Below are 23,945 nucleotides of genomic sequence, written 5' to 3' on the forward strand. Positions count from 1 at the left end.
GCTCCCACCTCCCCCGAGGACACGGCAGAGATCGACATCACCGCCGTCGAGGCACAGCTGAACGACCCGGGCTCGACGCAGAGCTTCGAGCCCATCACCGATGATCTCGTGAACACTGACGAGACTTTTGACGCCGGGACCTCTTCTATGCTCATGTGGGGTGCCAGGTCCGATGTTGGATGCGTGCGCAATCACAACGAGGACTCTTACCTTGTGGCCTCGCCGCTCTTCTGCGTCTGCGACGGCATGGGTGGCCACGCCGCCGGCGAGGTGGCGAGCGCCATCGCCGTCGAGACCATTGCCAAAACCGGCCCCAAAACAGCCGACGCCGCCCAGCTCGGAGCCGCCATCGAAGCCGCCAACGCCGCCATCATCGAAGCCGCGGTGAACGGCATAGGTCGCCCGGGCATGGGCTGCACGGCAACCGCCGCGGTCATCGACGGCACCACGCTGGCCATCGCGCATGTGGGCGACTCCCGCGCCTACCTACTCCACGAGGGAACGCTCATCCGCGTCACGCGTGACCACTCGTATGTCGAGGAGCTCGTGGACGCCGGCGAGATTACCGCCGACGAGGCCCGTGTGCACCCCAATCGCTCGGTCATCACCCGCGCACTCGGTAGCGATCCCGCCATGTACGCGGATCACTTCACCCTGAACGTCGAGGAGGGCGACCGGCTCATCCTGTGCTCAGACGGCCTTTCGAGCATGATTCCCGACGGCGAGATCGAACGCGTGGCCCAGCAGAGCTCCACTGCGCAGATCTGCACCGACAACCTCGTCGACGCCGCCCTCGCGGCAGGCGGCGGCGATAACGTGACCGTCGTCGTGGTGGACATCACCGACGACGGTCGTATTCGCGAGCTCGCCCGCAAGCACCGCCGCGTGATGACCCTCTCACTCATCGGATTGCTGCTCGCAATCGTCATCATCGCCGGGGTCTCATTCATCTCGATCACCAAATCGGTGTATCTGGGCGTCAAGGATGACGCAGTCGCCATTTACACCGGTGTCCCCGGCAAAATCTTGGGGCTCAAGCTCCATTGGCTTGAGGACGAGACCTCGATTAAACTGAGCGACCTGCCAGAAGACACGCAAAATCGCCTGCGCGAGGGCATTCCGCAAAAGAGCCTTGAGAACGCTGCGGACGCCGTGGACAACTACCGCGAGCAAATTGACGAGTCCAAGGCCAAGGCCCTCGCCGATGCGCGGGCAATCGGCCTTGACGCGCAAGACGGTGCCGAAGGGGACGGCGCAAGCGGTCCCGCCGACGCCCTGGGGTCGAGCGACCCCGCCGATTCTGTAGCCCCCACTAGCACATCAACCGAGGGAGGTGCCGCGTAAATGAGTCGCCGCACGACCGAATTGCTCCTGCTCATAGCCGCCGCGTTCCCCGTGACGCTGCTCTACGCCCTCTATGTGGTCAACGCGGGCGCCGCGCTCTCGTTCCAAACGCTCGCCGTACCGCTCGGCCTCTTTGCCGCCTTTGCCGCCGCCCATATTGGCGTTCGATTCTTCGCCCCAGGCGCCGACCCCGCGCTGCTACCCATCGTGTTCGCACTCTCGGGCATTGGCATCACGTTCGTCACCAGGCTCGAGCCCAGCGCGGCCATGGGTCAGATCGTCTTCCTGTTCGTGGGTGTCGCGCTCATGGTGGGCACACTCGCGCTCGTCAAGAACCTCGAGGTCGTCAGCCGCTACAAATACGCACTCGGTGCCATCGGCATTGTGCTGCTCGTATTGCCCATGCTCATTGGTACCGAAATCTACGGCTCCAAACTGTGGATTAAGATTGGCAGCTTCCAGTTCCAGCCCGGTGAGTTCGCCAAGGTGTTCATCGTCCTGTTCCTAGCGGGCTACCTCGCAGAGAACCGCGAGCTGCTCTCCATCTCCAACCGCACCGTACTCGGCATCAAGCTCCCGCGGATTCGCTTGCTGTACCCCCTGTTCATCGTGTGGGGCATTTGCCTTCTGGTGGTGGCATTCGAACGCGACTTGGGCAGCGCGCTGCTGTTTTACACGGTCTTCCTCATCATGCTCTACGTTGCCACGGGGCGCGTCTCCTACGTGCTCATAGGCCTCGTGCTCTTGGCCGTGGGCGCGTTCGGTATGTACCACATCATGAGCCATGTGCAGGTGCGCGTAGCCATATGGCTCGACCCGTTCAAAGACGCCCAGAACATGGGCTTCCAGATTGTGCAGGCGCTCTACTCGCTCGCCGATGGAGGCCTGTTCGGTGTGGGCATCGGCAAAGGCCTGGGCGGCGACACCATTCCCGTCGTGGCATCCGATATGATCTTCGCCGCCATCGGCGAGGAGATGGGCCTGCTCGGCGGCGTCGCGGTGCTCCTGCTGTTCATGCTCTTCGCCGTGCGCGGCCTCACCACCGCGGCGCGCGCCAAATCCGACCTCGCCGCGTTCTCCGCCGCCGGCCTCACCGCGGCCGTCTCGTTCCAAGCCTTCACCATCGTGGGCGGCGTGACCAAGCTCATCCCGCTCACGGGCGTCACCCTGCCCTTCATGAGCCAGGGCGGCTCCTCGCTGCTTGCGAGCTTTGTGATTGTGGCGCTCCTGCTGCGCGCAGGCGACGAGGCGACAGGGCGTTCCACCGAGATTGCCAACACGAGCACCGACCTGGCAACCGCCGGCTATCGCGTGACTGCGCGTGGATCCCATGTGCGTCGCCCGGGCCTCGATACGCCCGAGAGCGGCCTGTTGGGCCGCGTGGCCCTTGCCAACCGCCTCACCCGCACAGTGCTGCTGTTCACCGCCCTGTTTGCCGTGCTCATTGGCAACATCACCTATATCCAGGTGTTCAAGGCATCTGAGTATCAGAACATGCCCAGCAACAACCACACCATCACCAAGGCGCGCTACATCAAGCGCGGCTCCATCATTACCTCCGACGGGCTCACGCTTGCCGAATCCATCCAGCAGGAAGATGGCACGTACGTGCGCTCCTACCCCAACGGCAACCTTGCCGCCCATGCCGTGGGCTATTACTCGCAGCAGTACGGCAGCTCGGGCGTCGAGGCTTCGCAAGACGAGACGCTTACCGGCTCCAAGGATTACTCGAGCTGGCAAAACGCCCTCAACTCCCTCGCCGGCATTACGCAGCCCGGCAACTCCGTGCAGCTCACGATAGACTCGCGTATCCAGGTCGCCGCCGAGCAGGCACTCGCCGGGCGCAAGGGAGCCATCGTCGTGCTCGACCCCCGCACGGGCGCCGTCTTGGCCTGGGCGAGCGCCCCGGCGTACAACAATACGGATATCCAGGCGGCCATCGAGTCCGCCAACGCCAGCGGCGGTGCCGATACCTCCATGTTCGACCGCGCTACGCAGGCTCTCTACACCCCTGGCTCCACGTTCAAGGCGGTCACGCTGGCGGCGGCGCTCGAGAACGGTGTCGCAACGCTCCAGTCCACCTACGACAGCCCCGGGCGCCTCGAAATCGGTGGTGCAGACGTTGTGAGCGTGAATGAAGTCGGGTACGGAAACATCACGCTCGACCGAGCCTTCGCCGTCTCGTCCAACACGGTCTTTGGCCAGGTTGCCAAGCAGGTACGGGCAGATCGCCTCGTGGCCACCGCGGCGGCATTTGGGTACGGCCAGAGCCTGGGTATCGACTTCTCCACCGTCGCCTCCGTCATGCCCGATCCCTCGGAGATGACCGAATGGGAGCTCGCATGGGCAGGCGCCGGCCAGCCGGTTGGCCAGGGGCACACGCCCGGCCCGCAAACCACGGTCATGCAGAATGCCGTCATCGCCGCCGCGATCGCCAACGACGGCATCGCCATGAACCCCTATGTGGTCGGCCAAGTGCTCGCATCCGACGGAACGGTCATCAAGACCACGCGGACGCGCTCGCTCGGCCAGGCCGTGAGTAGCGACACCGCTGCCAAGATCAGGCAGGCCATGCTCGATGTCGTCCAAAACGGCAGTGGATCTGCAGCCAGCATCGCCGGCGTCAAGGTCGCCGGTAAGACCGGTACGGCGGAGACCAACAGCAGCACCCCCAACTCGACGTTCATCGGGTTCGCACCATACGACACGCCCACGCTCGCAATCTCGCTCGTCCTAGAGGAGACCACCGAGAACGAGGCGACCGCCGCAGCCGTTGCGGGACAGGTCCTGCGCGCGGCACTCGCGGCCCAGAGCTCGTAACGTATTCGCCCTTCCACGGGCCCAAGTGAGGTAACGATTTCCGCTTTGCGGATAGGATGATGAGGAGTTTGACAGATGGCAGAGGTACAGCGCGTCCTCGGAGGCAGATACCTGCTCAAGGACAAAGTAGGCAACGGAGGCATGGCGAGCGTCTATCGTGCACAAGACCAGGTGCTCGACCGCACGGTGGCAGTCAAGATCATGCTGCCCCAATACGCTGGCGATGCCACGTTCGCGGCGCGCTTCAAGCAGGAGGCTCAGGCTGCGGCCGGACTGCAGAGCCCCTATATCGTGGGCGTATACGACTGGGGCAAGGACGGCGACACGTACTACATCGTCATGGAGTACCTACGCGGCACCGATCTCAAGAGCGGCGTGCGCAGCCATGGCGCCCTTGACCCCAAGAAGGTCGCCCAAATTGGCTCCCAGATCTGCGGAGCACTCTCCGTCGCCCATAAGCACGAGATAATCCACCGCGACATCAAGCCGCAGAATATCATGGTGCTGCCCGACGGCAACATCAAGGTGATGGACTTTGGCATCGCCCGCGCCAAGAACAGCCACCTCACCCAGGACAACAACGTGCTGGGCACGGCCCACTACGTCTCGCCCGAGCAGACGCGCGGCCAGGAGCTCGGCCCCACGAGCGACATCTACTCCCTCGGCGTGGTGATGTACGAATGCGCTACCGGCCGCGTTCCCTTTGACGGCGACGACGCCATCTCCGTTGCGCTCAAGCAGGTCAACGAGCTGCCGGTTCCCCCTTCGCAGATCAACCCCGGCGTAGACCCGGCACTTGAGCGCATCATCCTCAAGTGCATGGAAAAAGATCCTGCCGCCCGCTTCCAAACGGCAGACGAGCTCCGCGAGGTCCTCAACGCCTACGCCGCCGGTCGTGCCGTCGACGTGGCCGAGCCCACGCGTGTCATCGCGGGCGCCGTTCCCATGAACGGCATGGGTGCCACCGAGACGCGCGTGATGAACGATGCCACGCAGGCAATGGCGAGGCCCGCCGCAGGCGCCACCTCGGCCAGCCCCCGAGTTTCTACCCAAAACGGTGGCAGGAGCGCGTCCTACGAGGAGCCCAAGAGCAACAAGGGCAAGATCGCCGCGATCGTGGTCGGCGCCATCGCCGTCATCGGCATCGCCGTATTCCTCGCCTCCAGCCTGTTCGGCGGCGGCAAGATGGTCACCGTTCCCAACGTGATCAACTACACCAAGGAAGATGCGGAATCGACGCTCGAGAAGGCTGGTTTTAAGGTCGAGTACGGCAATCCGGTGACTGACGAGGAGATCGAAGAGGACCACGTGGTCGACCAGACGCCCGACGGCAACCGCGAGGCCAAGGAGGGCTCTACGGTCAAACTGACGCTCTCCAAGGGCCCCGAGCCCGTCACGCAGGTTGAGGTTCCCAACCTTACCGACATGACGCGCGAGGACGCCGAGTCGGCGCTCAAAGCGCTCAACCTCAAATGCCAGGTACACGAGGAGGCCAACGACGCCGACAAGGGCAAGGTCTTCAAGCAGGGCACGAACACCGGCGAGATGGTCGACGAGGGCTCCACGATCGAGATCTGGGTCTCCACCGGTCCCGACACCGTTGAGGTCCCGAGCATCACCGGCTACAACGAGTACGACGCCAAGGCAGCGCTCGATGAGGCGGGGCTGAGCTACAACTTCACCTCCGAGTACAGCGACTCCGTGAGCAAGGGGCTTGTGGTTAGCTTCAACCCCGGTGGCAACGTTGCCCCCGGCACCACCATCACGGTCGTTCTCTCCAAGGGCCCCCAGCCCGCCGAGAAGGTCAACGCCCCCTACTATGTGGGCGAGTACGCCTCAACTGCCATCAAGGACCTTAAGGCTCTTGGCTTTGTGGTGACCGTGAACGGCCCGCAAGACGGCGTGGTGACCGCCCAGTCCGCCTCCGGCTCGCTCGATAAGGGCTCCAGTATCACGCTGACCACCCAAGCTCAGCAGTCCGGCGGCGATACCGGGTCTGAAGATTAGCTCACATTGCATGGGCGTAAAACGCGCTTGGGGATTGAACCCCAAGCGCGTTTTTTATCTCGACCCGTGCTGTGCTCTTTGGAACGGGCTTCCCGTTTCGAGTCCCACTCCCCACGCTTGCTCCACGTGATCAGGTGTTCCGTATGGGAAAAAATCAGGCCAGAGGAGATACGTCCTCTGGCCTGCTATTTCTCAATGGTGCCCCCGATACGATTCGAACGTACGACACCCGCTTTAGGAGAGCGGTGCTCTATCCCCTGAGCTACGGAGGCATTGCCATGTGTGCGGCGACCGTACCTAAAACCCGTAAAGCGTCAATCCGGGCTTACCGGAAACGATCGGGCGGGCCGGACGGCACCGGCCGAGTCGCAAAAGCGCACTCTCGATATTCTAGCGGTTTTTGCGGAACAGTGACAGCACGCCACGCTTGATCACGTCAAAGAAGCTCAAAGAACGCAGCAATTTCTCCTCCGGGACATGCTCGCGCATGGCCCGAAGCGTCGCCTTGTTGTCTCGCGTCGAGAACGAGAAGCCCGACTCGCTGCCGTGTACGAAGATAGCGAAACGCGCGATCTTCTTGCCCCCGAACATGACGGACGCCGCCACGCGATCGATCTCGTCCCAGGGAATCTGAATGTAGTCCTCGGGGTTGCGCTCGTTGTAGAACTCGAAGGCCTTGTTCCCCAGCATCACGTTTCCGTATGTGGCCATACCGTGAAACGATGTGGCGTGCTCGGTGTAATAGACGGAGCTGTTCTGCGACTGCGCCATCTTGGTCCCCTCTCCTCTTCGCGCTATTGAAAACGCGCCTGCCACCGATGGTAGACCATGGTAGCAGGCGCGAATTTAGGTGCAAGCGCGACAAACGCGCTCAGACCCCGGATGTCTTACATGATGCCGGCAAGGCGGGCGATGATGCCGACGGCGAACAGCGCGATGATGATGACGATCGGGGAAACCTTCTTCTTGAGCAGCTGGCAGCACAGGAGCGTGAGGCCCACGGCGGCAAGGCCGGGGATCAGCTGGTCGAGATTAGCCTGGAGCGTGGTCACCTTGGCGACCTCGAGGCCGGTGGGACCAAGCGCTGCGTACTGGCTCAGGGCCTGATGGATGCCCTCAGCACCCGCGGGCAGGCTCGCCCAATCGATGTAGGCGCCGGGGGACTGCTGAACCGTGGAGACGACCGGGGTGAAGGAGATGCTCACCCAGCGCTGCACGAGCGCGCCGATGATGAACATGCCCAGAATGGAAGCACCCTCGGTGATCTTGCCCATAAGACCGCCGGAGAGGTCCTTGGTGATGGAGGTACCAACCTTGTAGCCGAACTCCTGGGTGTACCAAAGGAACGCGATGCGGATGATGTTCCACGCGAAGAAGAACAGCAGCGGGCCCATGATGGAGCCGCCGAGGGCCAGGGAAGCGCCGAGCGCACCGAGGATCGGGCGAAGGGTGAACCAGAAGACGGGGTCGCCGACACCGGCCAGCGGGCCCATCATACCGACCTTCACGCCCTGGATCGCAGCGTCCTCGACCTGAGCGCCGTTGGCGCGGTCCTCCTCAAGAGCGAGGGTGACGCCGATGACGGGAGCGGACACGTACGGATGCGTGTTGTAGAACTCCATGTGACGCTTGAGCGCCGCAATCTGGTCCTCCTTGTTGGAGTAGAGCTTCTTGATCGCGGGGATCATAGCGAAGCACCAGCCGCCGTTCTGCATGCGCTCGTAGTTCCACGAGCCCTGAAGGAACTGATGACGCATGCACACCGACATGCGGTCGGACTTGGAAAGCTGAACCTTGTTCTCTGCCATGATGTACGTCCTCCCTTCTTTACTCGTAATCGTTCAGGATGTCGCCGAGCGGATCGCCGGTACCGGCAGAGCCGCCGCTGTTCTTGGCCAGGTCCTTGAGGCCGAGGTACAGCAGGGCGAGAGACACGCCGATGACGCCGAGGGCGATGAGCGTGAGCTCCTTGATAGCGGCGAAGACGAAGCCGAGCGCAAAGAACGGCCAGACCTCCTTGGTCGCCATCATGTTGATGACCATGGCGTAACCGACGGCGGCGACCATGCCACCGCCGACGGCCATGCCGCCGGACAGCCACGCGGGCATCATGTTGAGCGCGTTGGTCACGATCTCGGGTGAGACGAAGCACAGGGCCACAGCCGGGATGGCGATGCGGGCACCCTGCATGAGGATGGCCAGGATCTGCCACATCTCAATGCCCTTGAAGTTGCCCTTCTCGGCGGCGGCATCCATGGCGTGAACCAGGGGGATGGCGAGTGTGCGGCAGATCATCGTCAGGAACAGGCCAGCCACGGACAGCGGCACGGCGAGAGCGATAGAGGTGGTGATGGCCGTCTGGGAGTCGGCCGTGCCACCGTCGAGCGCGAGCACCATGATGATGGCGGACGCAACGGAGGCCAGGGCCGCATCGGGCGCGACGGCGGCGCCGACGTTCGCCCAACCGAGGGCGATCATCTGCAGGGAGCCGCCGAGCATGACGCCCTCCTGCAGGTGGCCGGTCACAAGACCGATGAGCGTGCAGGCCACGAGCGGCTGGTGGAACTGGAACTCGTCCAGAATACCCTCCATACCGGCCAGCAGCGCGATGATGGCGATCAAAACGATCGAAAGTGCTGACATATTCCCTCCTTTACTGGGCGGCCAGCTCGGACTTGGCCTTCTTGATCATCGCGTCGAAGGACTCGGCGGAATCGGCCGGGACCTTGCGGATATCGAAGGTGATGCCCTTGGCAGCGAGCTTCTCGAGCGTCTCGACATCATCGTTATCCATGGCGATGGCGTTAGTCACGACGACCTTGCCCACGGAGTGGGCCATCGAGCCGAGGTTGACCTCCTTGATGTCCACGCCGCCCTCAACCGCGCGGAGCAGGTCCTGCGGGGTCTCGAACAGAAGCATGGCCTTGGTGGCGCCGAAACGCGGGTCCTTGGCGACCTCGATCATCTTCTGGACCGGGACGACGTGGGCCTTAACTCCGGGAGGCGCGGCCTCCATGATCATGGACTTGCGCAGGTCATCGTGAGAGACGGCGTCGGACACGACGATGATGCGATCGGGGTTGGTCATCTTGGTCCACGTGGTTGCCACCTGACCGTGGAGCAGACGGGTATCGACACGGGCGAGCACGAACTTGATGTGGCCGTCGCCGAGGACCGTGCCCTCGGGGATGGCACCCTGATGGGCGGCCGGCGCCGCGACTGCCGCGGGCTTGGCCTCCACAGGCTCGAGAGACTCAGGCTTGACGCGAACGCCGGCGCGGGCCTCGGAAATGACGTGCTTGGCGATATCGTGGGCCGTCTTGGATGCGTCGAAGCGAGCGGTGTACACCTCGACGAGCATCGGCAGGTTCACGCCGGTCAGGATCGCCCAACTGGGATGGGCGTCGAACAGACCGCTGATCTGGTTGAAGGGCGTGCCGCCCCACAGATCGACGAGGAACAAGACGTCCTCGGGATCGTCGAAGGAAGCGACCGCCTCTTCCACCTTCTGGCGGAAGTCGTCCGGACCCATGCTCGGCATGAGGGAAACCGTGGCGACGTTGGGCTGATCGCCGAAGACCATCGAACCGGTCATCTTCAGACCCTCTGCCAAGTCACCATGGCTTGCCAAAACGATACTTACCATCACACAACCTCCTCTGTTGATACACGTTTTGAACACAACTTCTGTTATGGTATGCCGCTCGTCCGTAATATTCAACCCTTTGTCGAACAGGGAAAATAATGCATATTCGCAGGTCGAGGGGTTGTTATATAGATTCAGTTTTTCGCCCCACTATTTCAGCACGGTAAGTCCGCAGGTACGCGCCATATACGTGGCACTCGATGCGGCGACTCGCATTTAAACGCCCCCAATCGGGCTTTTTTCATTCCGTTGAACGGCGGCAAGCAGGCCGTAAGCGGATTGGGTCACGGCGCACGGCCCGCCCAGGCTCGCCACAAGTCGAGGACGGAGCGGTGCGCATCCGCTCGGATGGCCGCGCCCCGGAGCGGAACGGGGCGGCCAGCCCAGGCGGGCGCCAGGCCGGCGCGGCGCGGTACGGCGACCGACCGGGCGGCCGTGCGCCCTCACGATCTTTAAGCGAACTGGCTGCGATACAGGTCGGCATACGGCCCGTCCTCGGCGAGTAGCTCCTCATGCGTACCCTGCTCGATGATGGTGCCGGCGCGCATGTGCAGGATGAGATCGGCGTCGACGATCGTGCTCAGGCGATGTGCGATGACGAAGCTCGTCCGCCCATGCATGAGCGTCTCCATGGCTCGGACGATGTCGCGCTCGGTGCGCGTGTCCACGCTCGAGGTCGCCTCGTCCAAGATCAAGATTTTGGGGTCGCACAGAATGACGCGCGCAATGGTGAGCAGCTGGCGCTGGCCCTGGCTGATGTTCTCAGCGTCGTTCTCAACATGCGTATCGTAGCCTTGGGGCATCGTGCGGACAAAGTGGTCCATGCGCGCCATCTCGGCGGCGGCGACGATCTCCTCGCGCGTGGCTTCCGGGCGCCCATAGGCGATATTTTCGGCGATGGTGCCGTCGAACAGCCATGCATCCTGCAGCACCATGCCGAAGTTCCGGCGCAGGTCCGCGCGCGTCATGGCATGGGTGTCCACACCATCAAGCGCGATCTCGCCAGCGCCGATCTCGTAGAAGCGCATGAGCAGGTTGATGAGCGTCGTCTTGCCGGCACCCGTCGCGCCCACGATGGCGATCTTCTGGCCGGGCTTCACATGGAACGTCACATCGCGCATGAGCGGCTTTTCCGGGTCGTAGCCAAAGCGCACGTGCTCAAAGTCCACGCGCCCCTCGACTTCCGCCGGCAGGCTCGCGGCCACATCGGGGGCGGGGTCGGGCTCGACCTCCTCCTCATCGAGGATGTCGAACACGCGCTCGACGCTCGCCAGGGCGTTCTGCAGCGTGTTGATGGTGAACGAGAGCTGCGTGAGCGGCTCGGACACCTGATAGATGTAGTGAAAGAACGCCTGGAACACGCCGATGGTGATCTGACCGCCCACGAGCATGCCCCCCGCGACGATGGCGATGAGCACCTGCGCCAGGCGGATGATGAAACGGATCAGCGGGCTGATGGCGTTGGTCGCGAAGTCGGCCCTGCGGCTGGCGCGGGCGAGCTTATCCGACAACTCGCTCACCTCGGCGGCGCTCAGCTCCTCGCGGTTGAAGCTCTTGATGATGAGGCGGCCCGAGTAGGCCTCCTCAACCGTCGCGGTGAGCTTGCCCACGTAGCGCTGGCGCTCCGCAGCGAGCCGCAGCGTCTGCTTTGAGACGTACTGGGTCACCACCGTCGAGAGCAGGGCGAACACCAGGAAGATGCCGGTGAGCAGGAAGCTGTAGCGGAACATCATGAACAGCGCGCCGACGATGGTGCCCACGGCGCTCATGAGCTTGAGCAGGCCGGTTTGCAGCACCTCGGACATCTTGTCCAGGTCGTTGGTGGCGCGGCTCACGACCTCGCCGGGCTTGTGGCCGTCGTAGAACTTGAGCGGAAGGCGGTTGAGCTTCTCGGCGATGCTCGTGCGCAGAGAGAGGTTGAGCTTCTCGGCGAAGCCCGCCATGACGAAGCACTGAACCGAGTACAGCGCACAGGCACCCGTCCAGATGGCGAAGTAGATGGCGAGTTCACGGCCGCCCGTGTCCCAGCCGACGGTGAACGTGCGGCCCTCGGCGAAGGCGGCCTGAATGCTCGTCCACAGGACGTCGATCACGTGCGCGCTGTACGCGGGGGCGGCAACATGGAAGCCCGTGTAGACGATAATGGCGGCAACCACCACGCCGAAGCGCCAGCGCTCTCCGCGGGCGGCGCCCCAGAGGCGGCGCACGGTGCCCCAGGCGTCCTTCGGCACCTCGAGCCCCTCCTCCGGCGTGCCGGAATTATCGGCCATCGCCTGGGCGTCCTCTATGGCACCCTGCTTGCGCTCGCGCTCGATGCGAGAGTTCTCGGAGAACAGCTCGTCACCGCCATCGTTGCGCTTCTTCTTATTCCACGCCATGCTACTCACCTCCCTTCATCTGGCTGTTGGCGATCTCGCGATACACCTCGCAGCTCTCCATGAGCTCCTCGTGCGCGCCCTTGCCCTCGATGCGACCGTCTTTGAGCACGATGATCTGGTCGGCATGCAGGATCGTGTTGATGCGCTGGGCGATGATGAGCACCGCCGCGCCGCGCGTCTCGGGCTTGAGGGCGCGACGCAGGGCGGCATCGGTCTTGAAGTCGAGCGCCGAGAAGCTGTCGTCGAAGATGTAAAGGTCCGCGCGCTTCATGAGGGCGCGCGCGATGGCAAGGCGCTGGCGCTGACCGCCCGAGAAGTTGGTGCCGCCTTGGGCAACGGGTGCCTCGAGCTTCTCGGCAAGCCCCCATACGAAGTCGGACTGAGCAACCTCGAGAGCGTGGCGCATCTCGGTTTCGCTTGCGCTCTCATTGCCGTAGCACAGGTTGCTCGCGACCGTGCCGCTGAACAGCCACGCCTTCTGCGGCACGTAGGCGATCCGGTCGCGCAGGTCGCGCTGCGTGAGGCCGCGCACATCGACGCCGGCGAAGCGGACAGAGCCCTCCGTCACATCGTGCAGACGCAGGAGCATCTTGGCGATGGTCGACTTGCCCGAGCCCGTCGATCCGATGATGGCCGTTGTTTGGCCGCGACGACACGCGAAGTCGATGTCGTGGAGCGTGTCCTCATCGGCATCGGCAAAGCGGAACGAGGCGTGGTCAAACTGGGCGACGACGTCGCCGGGCGCGAAGGCATAGCCCGGCACCTCGGCAGCTCCGGACGCGACGTCGCCATTCGACCCGCTCCCGGCAGCCCGCGTCGCAGAGGGCAGGCGCTCGGCACCGTCGACAATGCTCGGCTGCTTGTAGATGACGTCGGAGCAGCGCTGCAGGCACACGATCGCGCGCGGGACCATCAGTGCCACGAACTGGGCCATCATGATGTAGAACATGATGAGCATGGCGTACTCGACCACCGCCGAGATGCTGCCGATCTCCATGGCGTGTGCGCCCACGCGGTTGCCGCCGAGCCACATGAGCAGCACCTCGGCGATGTTCATGAGGCAGAAGCTAAAGCAGTCGACGCCGGCGAAGATCCAGTTGACCTTGATCGCCGCGTTCGCGTAGTCGCTGAACACGCGGCCCATGCGGCCCTCTTCGTGGCGTTCCTTGCCGAAGGCGCGGATGACGCGTACGCCGATGATGTTCTCGCGCAGCACAACGTTCATGCGGTCGATGAAGCCCTGCATCTTCTCGAAGACCGGCGCGGCGCGGCGCACGGCGATAACGGCGAAGACCATGACCACGGTCACCACGGCGAGCATCATGGCGCCCATCTGGGCGTCGATCTTGAATGCCAGGACCGTGCCCATGACGCAGATGATGGGAACCGGCAGCATCGCCTGCGTGGCGAGCATGACCGTCTGCTGGATGACATTGACGTCGTTGAGGGTGCGCGTGATCATCGAGCCCGTGCCGAACTCCTCGAAGTCACTACCCGAAAACGCGAGCGAAGCCTCATACACGGCGTTACGGATGTCGCGGCCCACGTATGAGGCGAGACGGGCACATAGGTAGTTGCCGAGCAGGGCGCCGCCGCTCGCGCAGCAGCACGCCAGCAGCATCTTCAGGCCCTGTCCCAAGATGAAATCGGTGCCCCCGCTCGCGACACCTTGGTTGATCATCCCGGCGAGCATCGTGGGCACGTACAGCGTGCCCGCAACGTCCAACAACAGGGCCGCGAGCGTGGCGGCGACGAGCAATTTGTACGGCCGTACGGTATTCAGCAGCAGCTTCACAACCATCATCCCCCACGCGTCAAACCCCGATGACCGTCAATCGCCCCGCAAGCGATGAACGACTCGCCACCTCGAACGATCCCCGCATCGCTCCGCTCGAACGATCATCAACAATACATGTGCGCTGTATTAGACACCAATCCTATCTTAACGTCACAAGCTTCTCAATCGCATGCCCCCAGCATCGCTCTTAGCAACCCACTTCCTCAAAGGAAAAGCCCCACTCCCCCATGGGGGAGCGGGGCCGGCGCCCGCACAAGGCGAAATTCGGCTTACGGTCGCCACGTGGAAGTTATTCCTCCGCAGCAACGACTTCCGTGGCCTCCTCAGCTTCCGCGGCTTCCGCAGCAACGGGCTCCACGCCATCCGGCGTGACCCAGCCCTCCTGAATCGATTCATAGAACGTCGCGCAATCGGTCAAGTCGTGCACGCTCTTGCCATCGAGCCACGGAAGCTCGACCAGCTCCGGCAGGGTGGTCACCAACTCTGAGCAATCCACGAAGCGGCCCTTGTCGTTCAGGCGCTCGCAATCCTGGACGCGCCAGTACCCGTCGGTGTGGGTCACATAGTACTCATGGCCATCGACGTCCATGAATACGCGCGTCTTAGAGCGCAGGTAGGACAAAAGCCCCTCGAAATCCAAGGAGATCTCCTGATCAGCCTTCATTCCCATAGTTGGCTCCTATCTGTCGGGCGCCCGGACCCGACGCCGGGCGCTTGCATAACCGATACCTCCATCTTTCCCACCTTGCGCACGTTTTACGAGCAAAACTTGGTGGACGGCTCTTTTGTTCGAGCAACGGTATGCATACGAGTGACGCCCGACCTACCAAATACCAAGCAGGTGCTGCATGCCCACGCTTACCAGCGTGATGCCAATCCAACAGCACAGACCCATGAAGATGGGCTTGCCGCCCGTCTTGACCAGTTTGACAACGTCGGTGTTGAAGCCAATCGCCGCCATGGCCATGACAATGAAGAACTTGGAAAGAGTCTTGATGGGGGCGGTCACGGCTACCGGCAGGGCGAACACGGTGGTAATGACGCTCGCCAAAACGAAGAAAAGGATGAAGAACGGGAAGATCTTCTTGATGTCGAACGTGCCCGTGGCAGCACCGTCACCCGTACCCGTCTCGGCGGCGCGCTTTGCCTGTCGGACCTGCCAAAAGGCGAGGAACAGCGTAATGGGGATAATCGCGAGCGTGCGCGTGAGCTTGACGATTGTGGCATGGTCGAGCGCGTTGGAGCCGGGGTGCATGCCGTCCCACGCCGTCGCCGCGGCGGTTACCGAGGACGTGTCGTTCACAGCAGTGCCGGCGAACAGGCCAAAGCCCTCGTTGCTCATGCCAAGCATGCCGCCAAGCGTGGGAAAGACCAGCGCGGCGATGATATTGAACAGGAAGATGACGCTGATTGCCTGGGCGATCTCCTCGTCGTCCGCATCGATGACCGGAGCCGTGGCGGCGATAGCGGAACCGCCGCAGATCGACGAGCCCACGCCCACGAGCGTCGATATCTTGCGCGGGATGTTCATGACACGGCACAGGACAAAGGAGATCACGAGCGAGGTCGTGATGGTGGAGACAATGATGGGCAGCGAGCTGGCGCCCACCTTGGCGATCTGCCCCAAATTGAGTCCGAATCCGAGCAAGATGACCGCGTACTGGAGAATCTTCTTAGAGGTGTACTTGATGCCCGGGGCGGCGGCTTCCGCGACACCCGAGCGCTTACGCAGCACGTGTCCCATCACCATGCCGATGAGAATGGCGAAGACGGGACCACCGATGACCTCGAATCGCCTCCCCAACAACCAGGCCGGCACCGAGATCACCAACGTCAGCGCCACCCCGCGCCACAGGTCCTTGAAATCCTTGAAGAGCTCCACGCATCCACCTTTCCGAACCTCAATGTAGCAACGTGCTCCTCTTGAGGCTTCTCGCATTGAGGCTTGTATTCACCGCTATGCCCACTTGAACGAGCTACGAAGCGGCACCCGTGTTGTCGAAACTATGGTAGGACCTTTATCTATAATTATTTCTATCTAATTAGTTATGGTTTCATTAGATATCTTTATTACGTAAGAACGAGCAGACGGGAAACAAGCATGCTTGATTACCGCACCCATACCTTCTTGGAGGTCTATCGGCAGCGCAGCTTCACGCAAGCCGCCGCCTCCCTCATGATCACGCAGCCCGCCGCCTCCCAGCACATCAAACAGCTCGAATCGCACTATAGATGCCCGCTATTCACCAAAACGGGCCGTGGCATCGAACCCACGCTCGCCGCAGACGTGCTGTATCGGAGACTTCTTGCCATGGAAAACGACGAGGAGAGATTGATCACCGAGGTAGGGAGCCTCGCAGCGGAGCCCACAAGGGCCCACACCGTGCCACTCAAGTTCGGCTGCACGCGGACCATCGCCGACTTCACGGCACCGAAGCTCATGGCAGTCCATCTCACTCGGCACCCCAACAGCTCTATCACCATGCGTGCCGGCAACACGCGCGACCTAGTGGGGGCGCTCGATCGGGGCGACATCGACTTCGCGCTCGTGGAGGGCTCATTCGACCGCGAGCGCTTTGACTACGAGATCCTCTCGCGCGAGCCGTATATCACCATCGCCGGAAGGGCCGGCGCAAAAGGGATCGTCACTCCCGGGGCAGGAGGAGGCGTCGCGCACGGGGCGGGAACTAAAACCGAGGTCGACAACCCTGCAGATGCCGAGCGGGGCGCCTCCCCCACAGAGTTTCGAACCCACGTTGCCCGGCCCAGCTCCATTCGCGACCTTCTTGGCGAGCGCCTCATCCTGCGCGAGGCGGGATCGGGCACGCGCGAGATTCTCGAAAAGCACCTGGCGGCGCGCGATCTCGCCGTGACGGACTTCGCGGGAGTCGTCGAGCTCGAGAGCATCCCGACCATCAAGGCATGCGTGAGAAGCGGCGCGGGAATAACGTTCATGTATCGCGCGGCAGCAGCAGAGGAGCTCGCCCGAGGGGAGTTCGTGGATATTACACCTGTCGACTTCTTTATCGAACACGACTTTTGCCTCATCTGGCAACGGGGCAGCCAATACGCACCACGGTATCGCGCCCTCTGCAAAGCATGGCGCAGCCTACCGTGAGCCCTCATGCCGTGGGCGACCAAAAACCGACGCGCGACAGGTTGCGACAAGTACGACAGGCTGTGACGACATCTACTTTGAGCCAAGCCTCGTCTCTTGCCGCCCCGCTCTTTTTCTCGAATTCCGAAGGAGCTACTCCACCGTCACGCTCTTGGCAAGGTTACGGGGCTGGTCGACATCGCATCCGCGCAGGATGGCGACCTCGCGCGCCAAAAGCTGCAGCGGCACCGTCGCCGTGATCGGGCTCAGCGCATCACGCACGGCAGGCACGTAGATAACATGGTCCGCGACCTTGCGAATGTCCTCGTCCCCCACCGTCGCCACGGCGATGATGCGCGCGCCACGTGCCTCGCACTCCTTGAGGTTGCTTACGGTTTTGTCGTACGTGGGGCTCTTGGTGGCAACAGCGATGACCGGGAAACCGGGGTCGATCAGCGCGATGGGCCCGTGCTTCATCTCGCCCGCCGCGTACGCCTCCGCATGCAGGTAGCTGATCTCCTTGAGCTTGAGGGCGCCCTCGTTTGAGATGGCAGCCCCCATGCCGCGGCCCACAAAGAGCGCCGAGCGCGCGTCCTTGCACGCCAAGGCCGCCTCGTGAACGGCCTCCTTCTGCGTGTCGAGCACCCACTGAATCTGCTCGGCAGTGTCGCCCAGTTCGTGGAACAGCATACGCACCTGAGCGGTCGTGAGCTTGCCTTTAACCTGGCCAAGCAGCAACGCGAGCAGCGTCAAGCTCACCACCTGGCCAATAAAGCTCTTGGTGGAAGCAACCGCGATTTCCTTGTTCGCCTTGGTGTAAATCACGCCGTCGCTCTCGCGGGCCACCGGGCTGCCCACTACGTTGGTGATGCCGAAGACCTTCGCGCCTTTGATGCGCGCGTCGCGAATCGCCGCCAGGGTGTCCGCCGTCTCTCCCGACTGAGACACGGCAACCACCAGCGTCGAAGGCGTGATGATGGGGTTGCGGTACCTAAATTCGCTCGCCGCCTCAACCTCGCAGGGAATGCGCGCCCAGCCCTCGATGAGGTTCTTCGCGATGAGGCCGGCATGGTAGCTCGTGCCACACGCGATTACGCACACGCGATCGATCACGTCGAGCTGCTCGTACGTCAGGCCGAGCTCGTCGATGTCGAGCTCCCCCGTGGGGGCAAGGCGGCCCACCAGCGTGTCGCGCACCACGCGCGGCTGCTCGCAGATCTCCTTCATCATGAAGTCGGGATACCCGCCCTTTTCGGCCATATCGATATCCCAGTCGATATGCGTGACCTCGGGCTCAATAACGTGTCCGCGATCATCGGTGAATTCAACACCCTCGGGCGTAAGGCAGGCGAACTGCCCGTCCTCGAGAACCACGACGTCGCGCGTCGCGTCGATAAGGGCGATGACGTCGGAGGCAACATAGCTGCCGTGCTCGCCGCGACCGATGACTATCGGGCTGTCCTTGCGGGCAACCGCGATGACCCCGGGCTCGTCCGCACACACGGCGGCCAGACCGTAGGCACCCACCACGTACGTGCACGCCTCGCGAACCGCAGCGACAAGCGGGCGCGGCTCGGATAGATGGTGCGGATAGGCCTCCTCGATCAGATGCGCAAAGACCTCGGTATCGGTTTCACTCCTAAAGTGATGGCCCTTCGCCGTGAGCTCTTCGCGCAACTCGGCGAAATTCTCGATGATGCCATTGTGGACCACCGCGATTTTGCCATCGCAGCTTACGTGTGGATGAGCGTTTTCCACCGAGGGGCGCCCGTGCGTCGCCCAACGTGTGTGACCGATTCCGCAGGTCGCAGCCGCATGAGGGGCGGCCAGCTCGTCTTCGAGGCCTGCCACCTTGCCCACGCAGCGAACCACATCAATCGTGCGCGACGACTCCCCCGTAGAGCCAAGCTCGAGCGCGACGCCAGCCGAGTCGTAGCCCCGGTACTCAAGGCGCTTGAGGCCCGTGACCAGCACGTCGACGGCGGCCTCGGCTCCGGTATATCCAACAATTCCGCACATGGAAAACCCTTTCGGTCGATTGACGGCAGCCCAAGAGTTTACGGACAAATTGTTACAAGTTGGTAACAATGGTATTTGTTTTTTGGGACCATTTAAGATGACGCGCGCACCCTCGATTGAGAAGCTCAATTTAGCGCCTGTTCCCAAATTAAGGTTTTGAAGCGATACAATGGATAGGTTTCCGCATAACCGCGTTCGACAAGGCGCTTTTGGAGGCCCCATGGCTCGCCATACCACCGTCACCATCAACGACGTCGCCAACGAGGCGGGTGTCGCGCTGGGCACTGTATCGAACGCCTTCAACCATCCGGAGAAGGTGCGCCCCGAAACGCTTAAGCGCATCAACGAGGTCGCGGCAAAACTGGGATACGCGCCCAACCAGAGTGCCCGCATGCTCGCCGGTGGCAAAAATCAGTCGTTCGGCCTCGTGCTGCCCAGCCTTGAGCACGGCATCTCACTGCAAATCGCCAACGGTGCCAACGCCGAGGCCCAAAAGCACGGATACGGCCTGCTCATCGCCAACGCGGACAACGACGATATTCTCTCCGCCCGCTACCTGTCCTACTTTATGGGCACCCAAATGGCAGGCATCCTCGTGCAGCCCATGAGCGTCTACGGCTGGAAGCCCTCCATGGCGACGCCCTCGGTCCCCACCGTCTACCTCGACTTCCACAGTGACGAGCCGGGGTATTTTGTTGGCGCCGACAACCGTGCACAGGGGCGCCTTGTGGCCCAACACGCCATCGAAGCCGGCGCCCATCACGTTGCGGTCTTTGGTAAAGACGAATTTGAAAAGCTCGGCATGCGCATAGCGGGCATCAAAGACCTCATGCACGAGACGACGGGCGTAACGTTCGAGTTCATTGACGAGGGCTCTTGGAACCTGGCACGCGATGGATATTCAATCGGGCGCCGCCTTGCCAAGCGCCCCGCGTCGGAACGGCCCGACTTTGCGATTGCGCTCTCCGACGTGCTCGCCACCGGAGCCATCGCGGGCATCCAGTCCGCCGGGCTCAGCGTGCCCGACAACATCAAGGTTGTGGGTAGTGACGGTAACCCGCTCGCCTGGAGCGGCAACGTTCCGCTCACCACCATCGCTCCCCCCGGGTACGAAATTGGTCGCAAGGGCGTGCAGTACCTCATCGCGCAGATTGAAGACAACCGCAGGGCGGGCAACGCCATGCCCACCGAGAATCATCAGGCTCTGGTGCGGCCATTCCTGCTCGCACGCGCAAGCTCCGGAGAGCACAACGCCACCGACTTCGCCGATCCGGACCTGGATATCAGTGGGTACCTGTAGTCGGGTTAGGCAGGAGCCCGCATGGGTGTCTCCAATGGCAGCGCGAGCCGCGTTGAGAGGCCAAGCGCTACCAATCTAGTTCCATCCGGCGCAGATATTCGCGCATATACGGGACGGCAAACGTGACATACCCGTGGCCAGCGGCCGAGATAACGCCCGCGTCGATCAGACGTCGACGGTATTTCTGCGCATAGTCCTGCGTCTGACCCATGCGCTCCGCGATGTCGCACATGCGCGAGGGGCGATCATCTTGGGCCATCGCCCGCACGAACGCAACATCCTGACCGGAGAGCGCGGCAAGCGTGGTCCCGCAGACGCCATTCTCAAAATCATCTTCTGCCGCACGGATCGCACCCTGCATGAAGAAATCGCGGCAGGTATCACGAAGATCCTGGTCGGAAATGCGGTTGAGGAAGTCATCGGAACCGCCGTTGGCCGCACGGGCGGCAAGGTAGATCTCTGCCGCCTTCTCGATGGTGTGCACAAGGCCGAAGGTCGTGTCGAAATCCGGACCGGCCGCGAACAGACCGTGGTGCGCCCACACGATCGCGTCGTAGCTCTTCATGAGCGCGCAGGACGCCTCGGCAATCTCGGACTTGCCGGGCACCATCCGAGAACTTCATGCGCATGTTGGTGTCGCCAAAGGTGAAATCGGGCCATCCACGTTCTCGCCCTCGGCGGCCACGAACTTGAAGTAGCCGTCACCATCCTGCGTGATACCGAGGAACGTGATGGTGCCGCGGCCCGGATAGAACTGGGGCAGGTAGGCCTCGAACGGCTCGGCCTCGCAGCACAGCGCGCGCAGCTCGTCGAAGTCGACCTTGTGGTCGAGCATGGCCTTGTGATCCGTTTTGCCTTCGACATAATCGACGCCGTTGATCTCACGGCGGACCGACTGATTCATCCATAAACCCATGATGTTCTTGAGATACCTAAAGCGGAACTCAAAGCCACCCTCATTGGTGAAGTTCTGCTCATAGCTTTCCGCAGTGGTGATGGGCTCGGGATTCTCAACCCCCAGCAGACTCCACGTACCTGAAGAAAGAAATGCGCAAATGCGGGGTTAAAATCTGTCGCGCCAAGTAGAGCGTGTTTTTGACAACATAACTACCTGCGGTTTTGTCAAAAGGGAAGCTCTGTCTACTCGCGCGTCGTCAATTTAACCCCGCATTTGCGTATTTACCGAGCGCGCCATTAGGGACACCCCCCAATGGCGCGCACATTACCCCGTCGGTGCAATTTATCCGTTCACGGCGGCAATCGCGGCGGGCAACTCGTGCAGGCTGCCGAGAATCGCCGTGCACATGGCCTCAATCTCGCTGGTGGGCGGCACCATGTCGGGAATCATAAAGACCCGCGCGCCGGCGGCGTGACCGGAACGGACGCCGTTATGCGAGTCCTCTATCACCGCGCAGTTGGCCGGCTCGACGCCCATGCGTTCCGCCGACAACAGGAAGATATCGGGTGCCGGCTTGCCGTTCTCAATCTCGTCGCCCGTGGTCATCGTGACGAACATGTCGCGCAGGCCAAAGCGCTCAAGACGCGGAATGGCCTTCGCGCGGTAGGTTGAAGTCGCCAAAGCGAGCGGATATCCGGCGGCGCTCAGCTGCTCAAGTGCCTCGCGGGCACCGGGCATCAGCGCGAGGTCCGTCTCGCAAATACGATCAAAATGTACGTGATGCAGGCGGAAGCACTCCTCGGCGAGGGCCTCATCTCCATGCAGGTGATTCGCCACCAGGGCATGCACCGATGGCGCGGTGCGACCAATGAACGACTGGATGAGCGCATCGGGGAGCTCGAATCCCAAATCGCGGGCGGCGAGCTTCCACGCCGCCTGACTCACCCGCTCGGAATCCACGAGCGTACCGTCCATGTCAAAAAGAATCGCTTGAATGGGCTGCACGGCTCTCCCCTTAACGTCAGTCTCGAACGGCGCCGAGAACATGTCGATATGATGCAAATCGAGATGCGAAGCCATTAACCCCGCCCTCGGCAAGCATTGTAACGGCTCGCTGGGTAAGATACCTTCCATGAGCACAAGAATTGACATACCGGTACCAATTTGCAGCGCCGAGAAGATGAGACGACTTGTCGAGCTGCTTCAATCGTACGGAAGCGTCGCCATCGGGTTTTCGGGCGGGGTTGACAGCACCTTCCTCGCCGCGGTCTGCGTGCGGGCGTTGCCTCCGAGCCGCGTGCACCTCATTCATCTCGACACACCCCTGGTGGGAACGCCCGAGCGTGCATCGTTCGAACGGGAGCGGAAGCGGTTTGAACGCCTGGGTGCCCACGTGGTTAGCATCGAGGTCGATCCGCTTTTGGATCCCACCGTGGCAACGAACCCCGCAGACCGTTGCTATCACTGCAAGCGTCTGGGATTCCAACGCATCATGGATGTCGCACGTGAGGTTGGAGCGCATGTGGTCCTAGAGGGCAGCAACGTCGACGATGCCGGAGATTACCGCCCCGGCACGCGCGCCGTTCGTGATCTTGGAGCTCAATCTCCCCTCATGGAGACAGGCTGGAGCAAGGCAGAGGAGCGCGAGGTGTTGCGCGCTTGGGGGCACGAGGTGTGGAGCCTCCCGGCAGGAGCCTGCCTGGCAACGCGCATCCCTTGCGGTGAGACGCTTACCAAAGAGAAGCTCCATGTTGTTCGAGCCTGCGAGGACTACCTGCACGACCTGGGGTTTGAGCAGGTCCGCGTGCGCCTGGACGCCGGTACGGCGCGGGTGAGCCTCGGCGAGGATGAGCTCGACTCGCCGCTGCTCCAGAATGCGCAGGCGGGTGGGCGCGCGCTACCACAACGCATCATTGACGAACTCGGACGACGGGGCGCCCAGAGGGTCGACCCCGTCGTCCGAGCATACATACACGGCGAAGGCAACGGCAGCGCGACGCGCGGCGATGCACAGCGCGCCCACCTGCAGTGCCCGGAGCCACTACAGCGCAGCGGGCCCGTGCTCGCCAGTTCGGATACGGATAACGTCCTCCACGGGGGTCACGAAAATCTTTCCATCCCCGACCTCCCCCGTTCGGGTTGCATCGCAAATGACCCGCACTAGATCATTCACCTGCTCGTCATTCACAACGATTTCGAACTCGACCTTGGGGATGGTGTTGAGAAGGACCTCGGTGCCACGCACGTACTCCTTCCAGCCGTGTTGGTTGCCGCAGCCCTGTACCTGAGAGATGGTCATGCCGCGAAGGCCATCCGAAAGGCAATGTTGACGATGGCGGGATAGGTGGCATCGACCGGTGGATTCACGGCCTGCTTAAGAACCTGCTGGACGACGGGAAAGCAGAGTAGCTGGTCAAATCCGTTGAAAAATGAATGCTATGCAGGAAGGTCTGGCTCTGTCAGCAAGACTGAAGTGATGTGAAGTCTCGATGCAATGAGACACTCAACGTGCCACGTGCGCTTGTTGCTGGCATGTGCTCGTTGTAGCCGGCACCTTGCAAAAAACCCGGACCGCCTGCGCGGCCCGGGTTCTCATTTCGACTGGTGCGGCGTACAGGATTCGAACCTGTGACGTTCT

At 62.4% G+C, this 23,945-nt stretch carries 18 protein-coding genes, 1 tRNA gene and 1 pseudogene; 6 read left to right on the plus strand and 14 right to left on the minus strand.

Translation table 11 applies throughout. The features are described from left to right. The 3 genes from Q5Q88_RS08310 to pknB form a co-directional block, all read left to right on the plus strand. A partial coding sequence (locus Q5Q88_RS08310; protein WP_302742904.1) for a Stp1/IreP family PP2C-type Ser/Thr phosphatase occupies positions 1–1,344 on the plus strand: 1,344 nt, incomplete at its 5' end. Then, entirely contained in the window at positions 1,345–4,164 is a 2,820-nt protein-coding gene (locus tag Q5Q88_RS08315) for an FtsW/RodA/SpoVE family cell cycle protein (protein WP_302742906.1), read from the plus strand. 75 nt (positions 4,165–4,239) lie between these two features. Further along, the gene (gene pknB / locus Q5Q88_RS08320) at positions 4,240–6,171 is read left to right on the plus strand and encodes a Stk1 family PASTA domain-containing Ser/Thr kinase (RefSeq protein WP_302742908.1); all 1,932 of its coding nucleotides are present in this window, start codon (positions 4,240–4,242) and stop codon (positions 6,169–6,171) included. Positions 6,172–6,367: 196 nt separating this feature from the next. Here pknB and Q5Q88_RS08325 read toward each other — a convergent pair. From Q5Q88_RS08325 to Q5Q88_RS08365, 9 genes are all read right to left on the minus strand, one after another. After that, positions 6,368–6,443: transfer RNA gene (locus Q5Q88_RS08325), tRNA-Arg, on the minus strand. Between the two features lie 118 nt (positions 6,444–6,561). Beyond that, complete coding sequence (locus Q5Q88_RS08330) at positions 6,562–6,942, minus strand: DUF956 family protein (protein WP_118652826.1); 381 nt, start codon at positions 6,940–6,942, stop codon at positions 6,562–6,564. A gap of 116 nt (positions 6,943–7,058) precedes the next feature. After that, positions 7,059–7,979 carry a PTS system mannose/fructose/sorbose family transporter subunit IID gene (locus Q5Q88_RS08335; RefSeq protein ID WP_302742911.1) on the minus strand — a complete coding sequence of 307 codons (921 nt, stop codon included), beginning with the start codon at positions 7,977–7,979 and terminating at the stop codon, positions 7,059–7,061. A 19-nt stretch (positions 7,980–7,998) separates the two neighbouring features. After that, positions 7,999–8,814 (minus strand): PTS mannose/fructose/sorbose transporter subunit IIC, encoded by an 816-nt coding sequence (locus tag Q5Q88_RS08340; protein ID WP_302742913.1) that lies wholly within the window; start codon positions 8,812–8,814, stop codon positions 7,999–8,001. Positions 8,815–8,824: 10 nt separating this feature from the next. Then, positions 8,825–9,817, minus strand: coding sequence for a PTS sugar transporter subunit IIB (locus Q5Q88_RS08345; protein WP_294160208.1), 993 nt, complete (start codon positions 9,815–9,817; stop codon positions 8,825–8,827). Between the two features lie 452 nt (positions 9,818–10,269). Beyond that, a complete protein-coding gene (locus tag Q5Q88_RS08350) occupies positions 10,270–12,195 on the minus strand; it encodes an ABC transporter ATP-binding protein (RefSeq protein ID WP_302742915.1) in 1,926 nt (641 codons plus the stop codon). 1 nt (position 12,196) lies between these two features. Then, positions 12,197–13,999, minus strand: coding sequence for an ABC transporter ATP-binding protein (locus Q5Q88_RS08355; RefSeq protein ID WP_302742917.1), 1,803 nt, complete (start codon positions 13,997–13,999; stop codon positions 12,197–12,199). Between the two features lie 283 nt (positions 14,000–14,282). Then, positions 14,283–14,663, minus strand: coding sequence for a CDP-alcohol phosphatidyltransferase (locus Q5Q88_RS08360; protein WP_302742919.1), 381 nt, complete (start codon positions 14,661–14,663; stop codon positions 14,283–14,285). 153 nt (positions 14,664–14,816) lie between these two features. Continuing rightward, a complete protein-coding gene (locus Q5Q88_RS08365) occupies positions 14,817–15,875 on the minus strand; it encodes a YeiH family protein (protein WP_294123097.1) in 1,059 nt (352 codons plus the stop codon). 219 nt (positions 15,876–16,094) lie between these two features. Here Q5Q88_RS08365 and Q5Q88_RS08370 point away from each other — a divergent pair, with 219 nt between their 5' ends. Continuing rightward, positions 16,095–17,111: a LysR family transcriptional regulator gene (locus tag Q5Q88_RS08370; RefSeq protein WP_294123099.1), complete on the plus strand. Its 1,017-nt coding sequence runs from the start codon at positions 16,095–16,097 to the stop codon at positions 17,109–17,111. A 132-nt stretch (positions 17,112–17,243) separates the two neighbouring features. On the opposite strand, the gene glmS is transcribed toward Q5Q88_RS08370, so the two are convergent. Then, complete coding sequence (glmS, locus tag Q5Q88_RS08375) at positions 17,244–19,109, minus strand: glutamine--fructose-6-phosphate transaminase (isomerizing) (RefSeq protein WP_302742922.1); 1,866 nt, start codon at positions 19,107–19,109, stop codon at positions 17,244–17,246. A 220-nt stretch (positions 19,110–19,329) separates the two neighbouring features. Here glmS and Q5Q88_RS08380 point away from each other — a divergent pair, with 220 nt between their 5' ends. Next, entirely contained in the window at positions 19,330–20,409 is a 1,080-nt protein-coding gene (locus Q5Q88_RS08380; RefSeq protein ID WP_118652806.1) for a LacI family DNA-binding transcriptional regulator, read from the plus strand. A gap of 67 nt (positions 20,410–20,476) precedes the next feature. Here the strand turns inward: Q5Q88_RS08380 and Q5Q88_RS08385 are convergent, their stop codons facing one another. The 3 genes from Q5Q88_RS08385 to Q5Q88_RS08395 form a co-directional block, all read right to left on the minus strand. Continuing rightward, on the minus strand, positions 20,477–21,019 hold the full coding sequence (locus tag Q5Q88_RS08385) for a class II aldolase/adducin family protein (protein WP_302742924.1): 543 nt from the start codon (positions 21,017–21,019) through the stop codon (positions 20,477–20,479). Positions 21,020–21,028: 9 nt separating this feature from the next. Continuing rightward, a complete protein-coding gene (locus tag Q5Q88_RS08390) occupies positions 21,029–21,466 on the minus strand; it encodes an FGGY-family carbohydrate kinase (RefSeq protein WP_368076135.1) in 438 nt (145 codons plus the stop codon). A 183-nt stretch (positions 21,467–21,649) separates the two neighbouring features. Next, entirely contained in the window at positions 21,650–22,387 is a 738-nt protein-coding gene (locus Q5Q88_RS08395) for an HAD family phosphatase (RefSeq protein ID WP_302742928.1), read from the minus strand. 100 nt (positions 22,388–22,487) lie between these two features. Between Q5Q88_RS08395 and Q5Q88_RS08400 the strand changes: the two genes are divergently transcribed. Continuing rightward, positions 22,488–23,471, plus strand: a complete 984-nt coding sequence (locus Q5Q88_RS08400) for an ATP-dependent sacrificial sulfur transferase LarE (RefSeq protein ID WP_302742930.1) — start codon at positions 22,488–22,490, stop codon at positions 23,469–23,471. On the opposite strand, the pseudogene Q5Q88_RS08405 reads toward Q5Q88_RS08400, so the two are convergent. Beyond that, positions 23,424–23,606, minus strand: a pseudogene (locus tag Q5Q88_RS08405) (P-II family nitrogen regulator); the annotation flags it as partial. The gene Q5Q88_RS08400 and the pseudogene Q5Q88_RS08405 overlap by 48 nt on opposite strands. Positions 23,607–23,945: the final 339 nt, after the last annotated feature.

The sequence above is a fragment of the uncultured Collinsella sp. genome, from assembly GCF_959026545.1.
GTDB lineage: Bacteria > Actinomycetota > Coriobacteriia > Coriobacteriales > Coriobacteriaceae > Collinsella.

Coding starts and splice junctions, on each gene's coding strand:
- Q5Q88_RS08315 (WP_302742906.1), top strand. CDS start 1,345: ATGAGTCGCCGCACGACCGAATTGCTCCTGCTCATAGCCGCCGCGTTC.
- pknB (WP_302742908.1), top strand. CDS start 4,240: ATGGCAGAGGTACAGCGCGTCCTCGGAGGCAGATACCTGCTCAAGGAC.
- Q5Q88_RS08330 (WP_118652826.1), bottom strand. CDS start 6,942: ATGGCGCAGTCGCAGAACAGCTCCGTCTATTACACCGAGCACGCCACA.
- Q5Q88_RS08335 (WP_302742911.1), bottom strand. CDS start 7,979: ATGGCAGAGAACAAGGTTCAGCTTTCCAAGTCCGACCGCATGTCGGTG.
- Q5Q88_RS08340 (WP_302742913.1), bottom strand. CDS start 8,814: ATGTCAGCACTTTCGATCGTTTTGATCGCCATCATCGCGCTGCTGGCC.
- Q5Q88_RS08345 (WP_294160208.1), bottom strand. CDS start 9,817: ATGGTAAGTATCGTTTTGGCAAGCCATGGTGACTTGGCAGAGGGTCTG.
- Q5Q88_RS08350 (WP_302742915.1), bottom strand. CDS start 12,195: ATGGCGTGGAATAAGAAGAAGCGCAACGATGGCGGTGACGAGCTGTTC.
- Q5Q88_RS08355 (WP_302742917.1), bottom strand. CDS start 13,999: ATGATGGTTGTGAAGCTGCTGCTGAATACCGTACGGCCGTACAAATTG.
- Q5Q88_RS08360 (WP_302742919.1), bottom strand. CDS start 14,663: ATGGGAATGAAGGCTGATCAGGAGATCTCCTTGGATTTCGAGGGGCTT.
- Q5Q88_RS08370 (WP_294123099.1), top strand. CDS start 16,095: ATGCTTGATTACCGCACCCATACCTTCTTGGAGGTCTATCGGCAGCGC.
- glmS (WP_302742922.1), bottom strand. CDS start 19,109: ATGTGCGGAATTGTTGGATATACCGGAGCCGAGGCCGCCGTCGACGTG.
- Q5Q88_RS08380 (WP_118652806.1), top strand. CDS start 19,330: ATGGCTCGCCATACCACCGTCACCATCAACGACGTCGCCAACGAGGCG.
- Q5Q88_RS08385 (WP_302742924.1), bottom strand. CDS start 21,019: ATGGTGCCCGGCAAGTCCGAGATTGCCGAGGCGTCCTGCGCGCTCATG.
- Q5Q88_RS08395 (WP_302742928.1), bottom strand. CDS start 22,387: ATGGCTTCGCATCTCGATTTGCATCATATCGACATGTTCTCGGCGCCG.
- Q5Q88_RS08400 (WP_302742930.1), top strand. CDS start 22,488: ATGAGACGACTTGTCGAGCTGCTTCAATCGTACGGAAGCGTCGCCATC.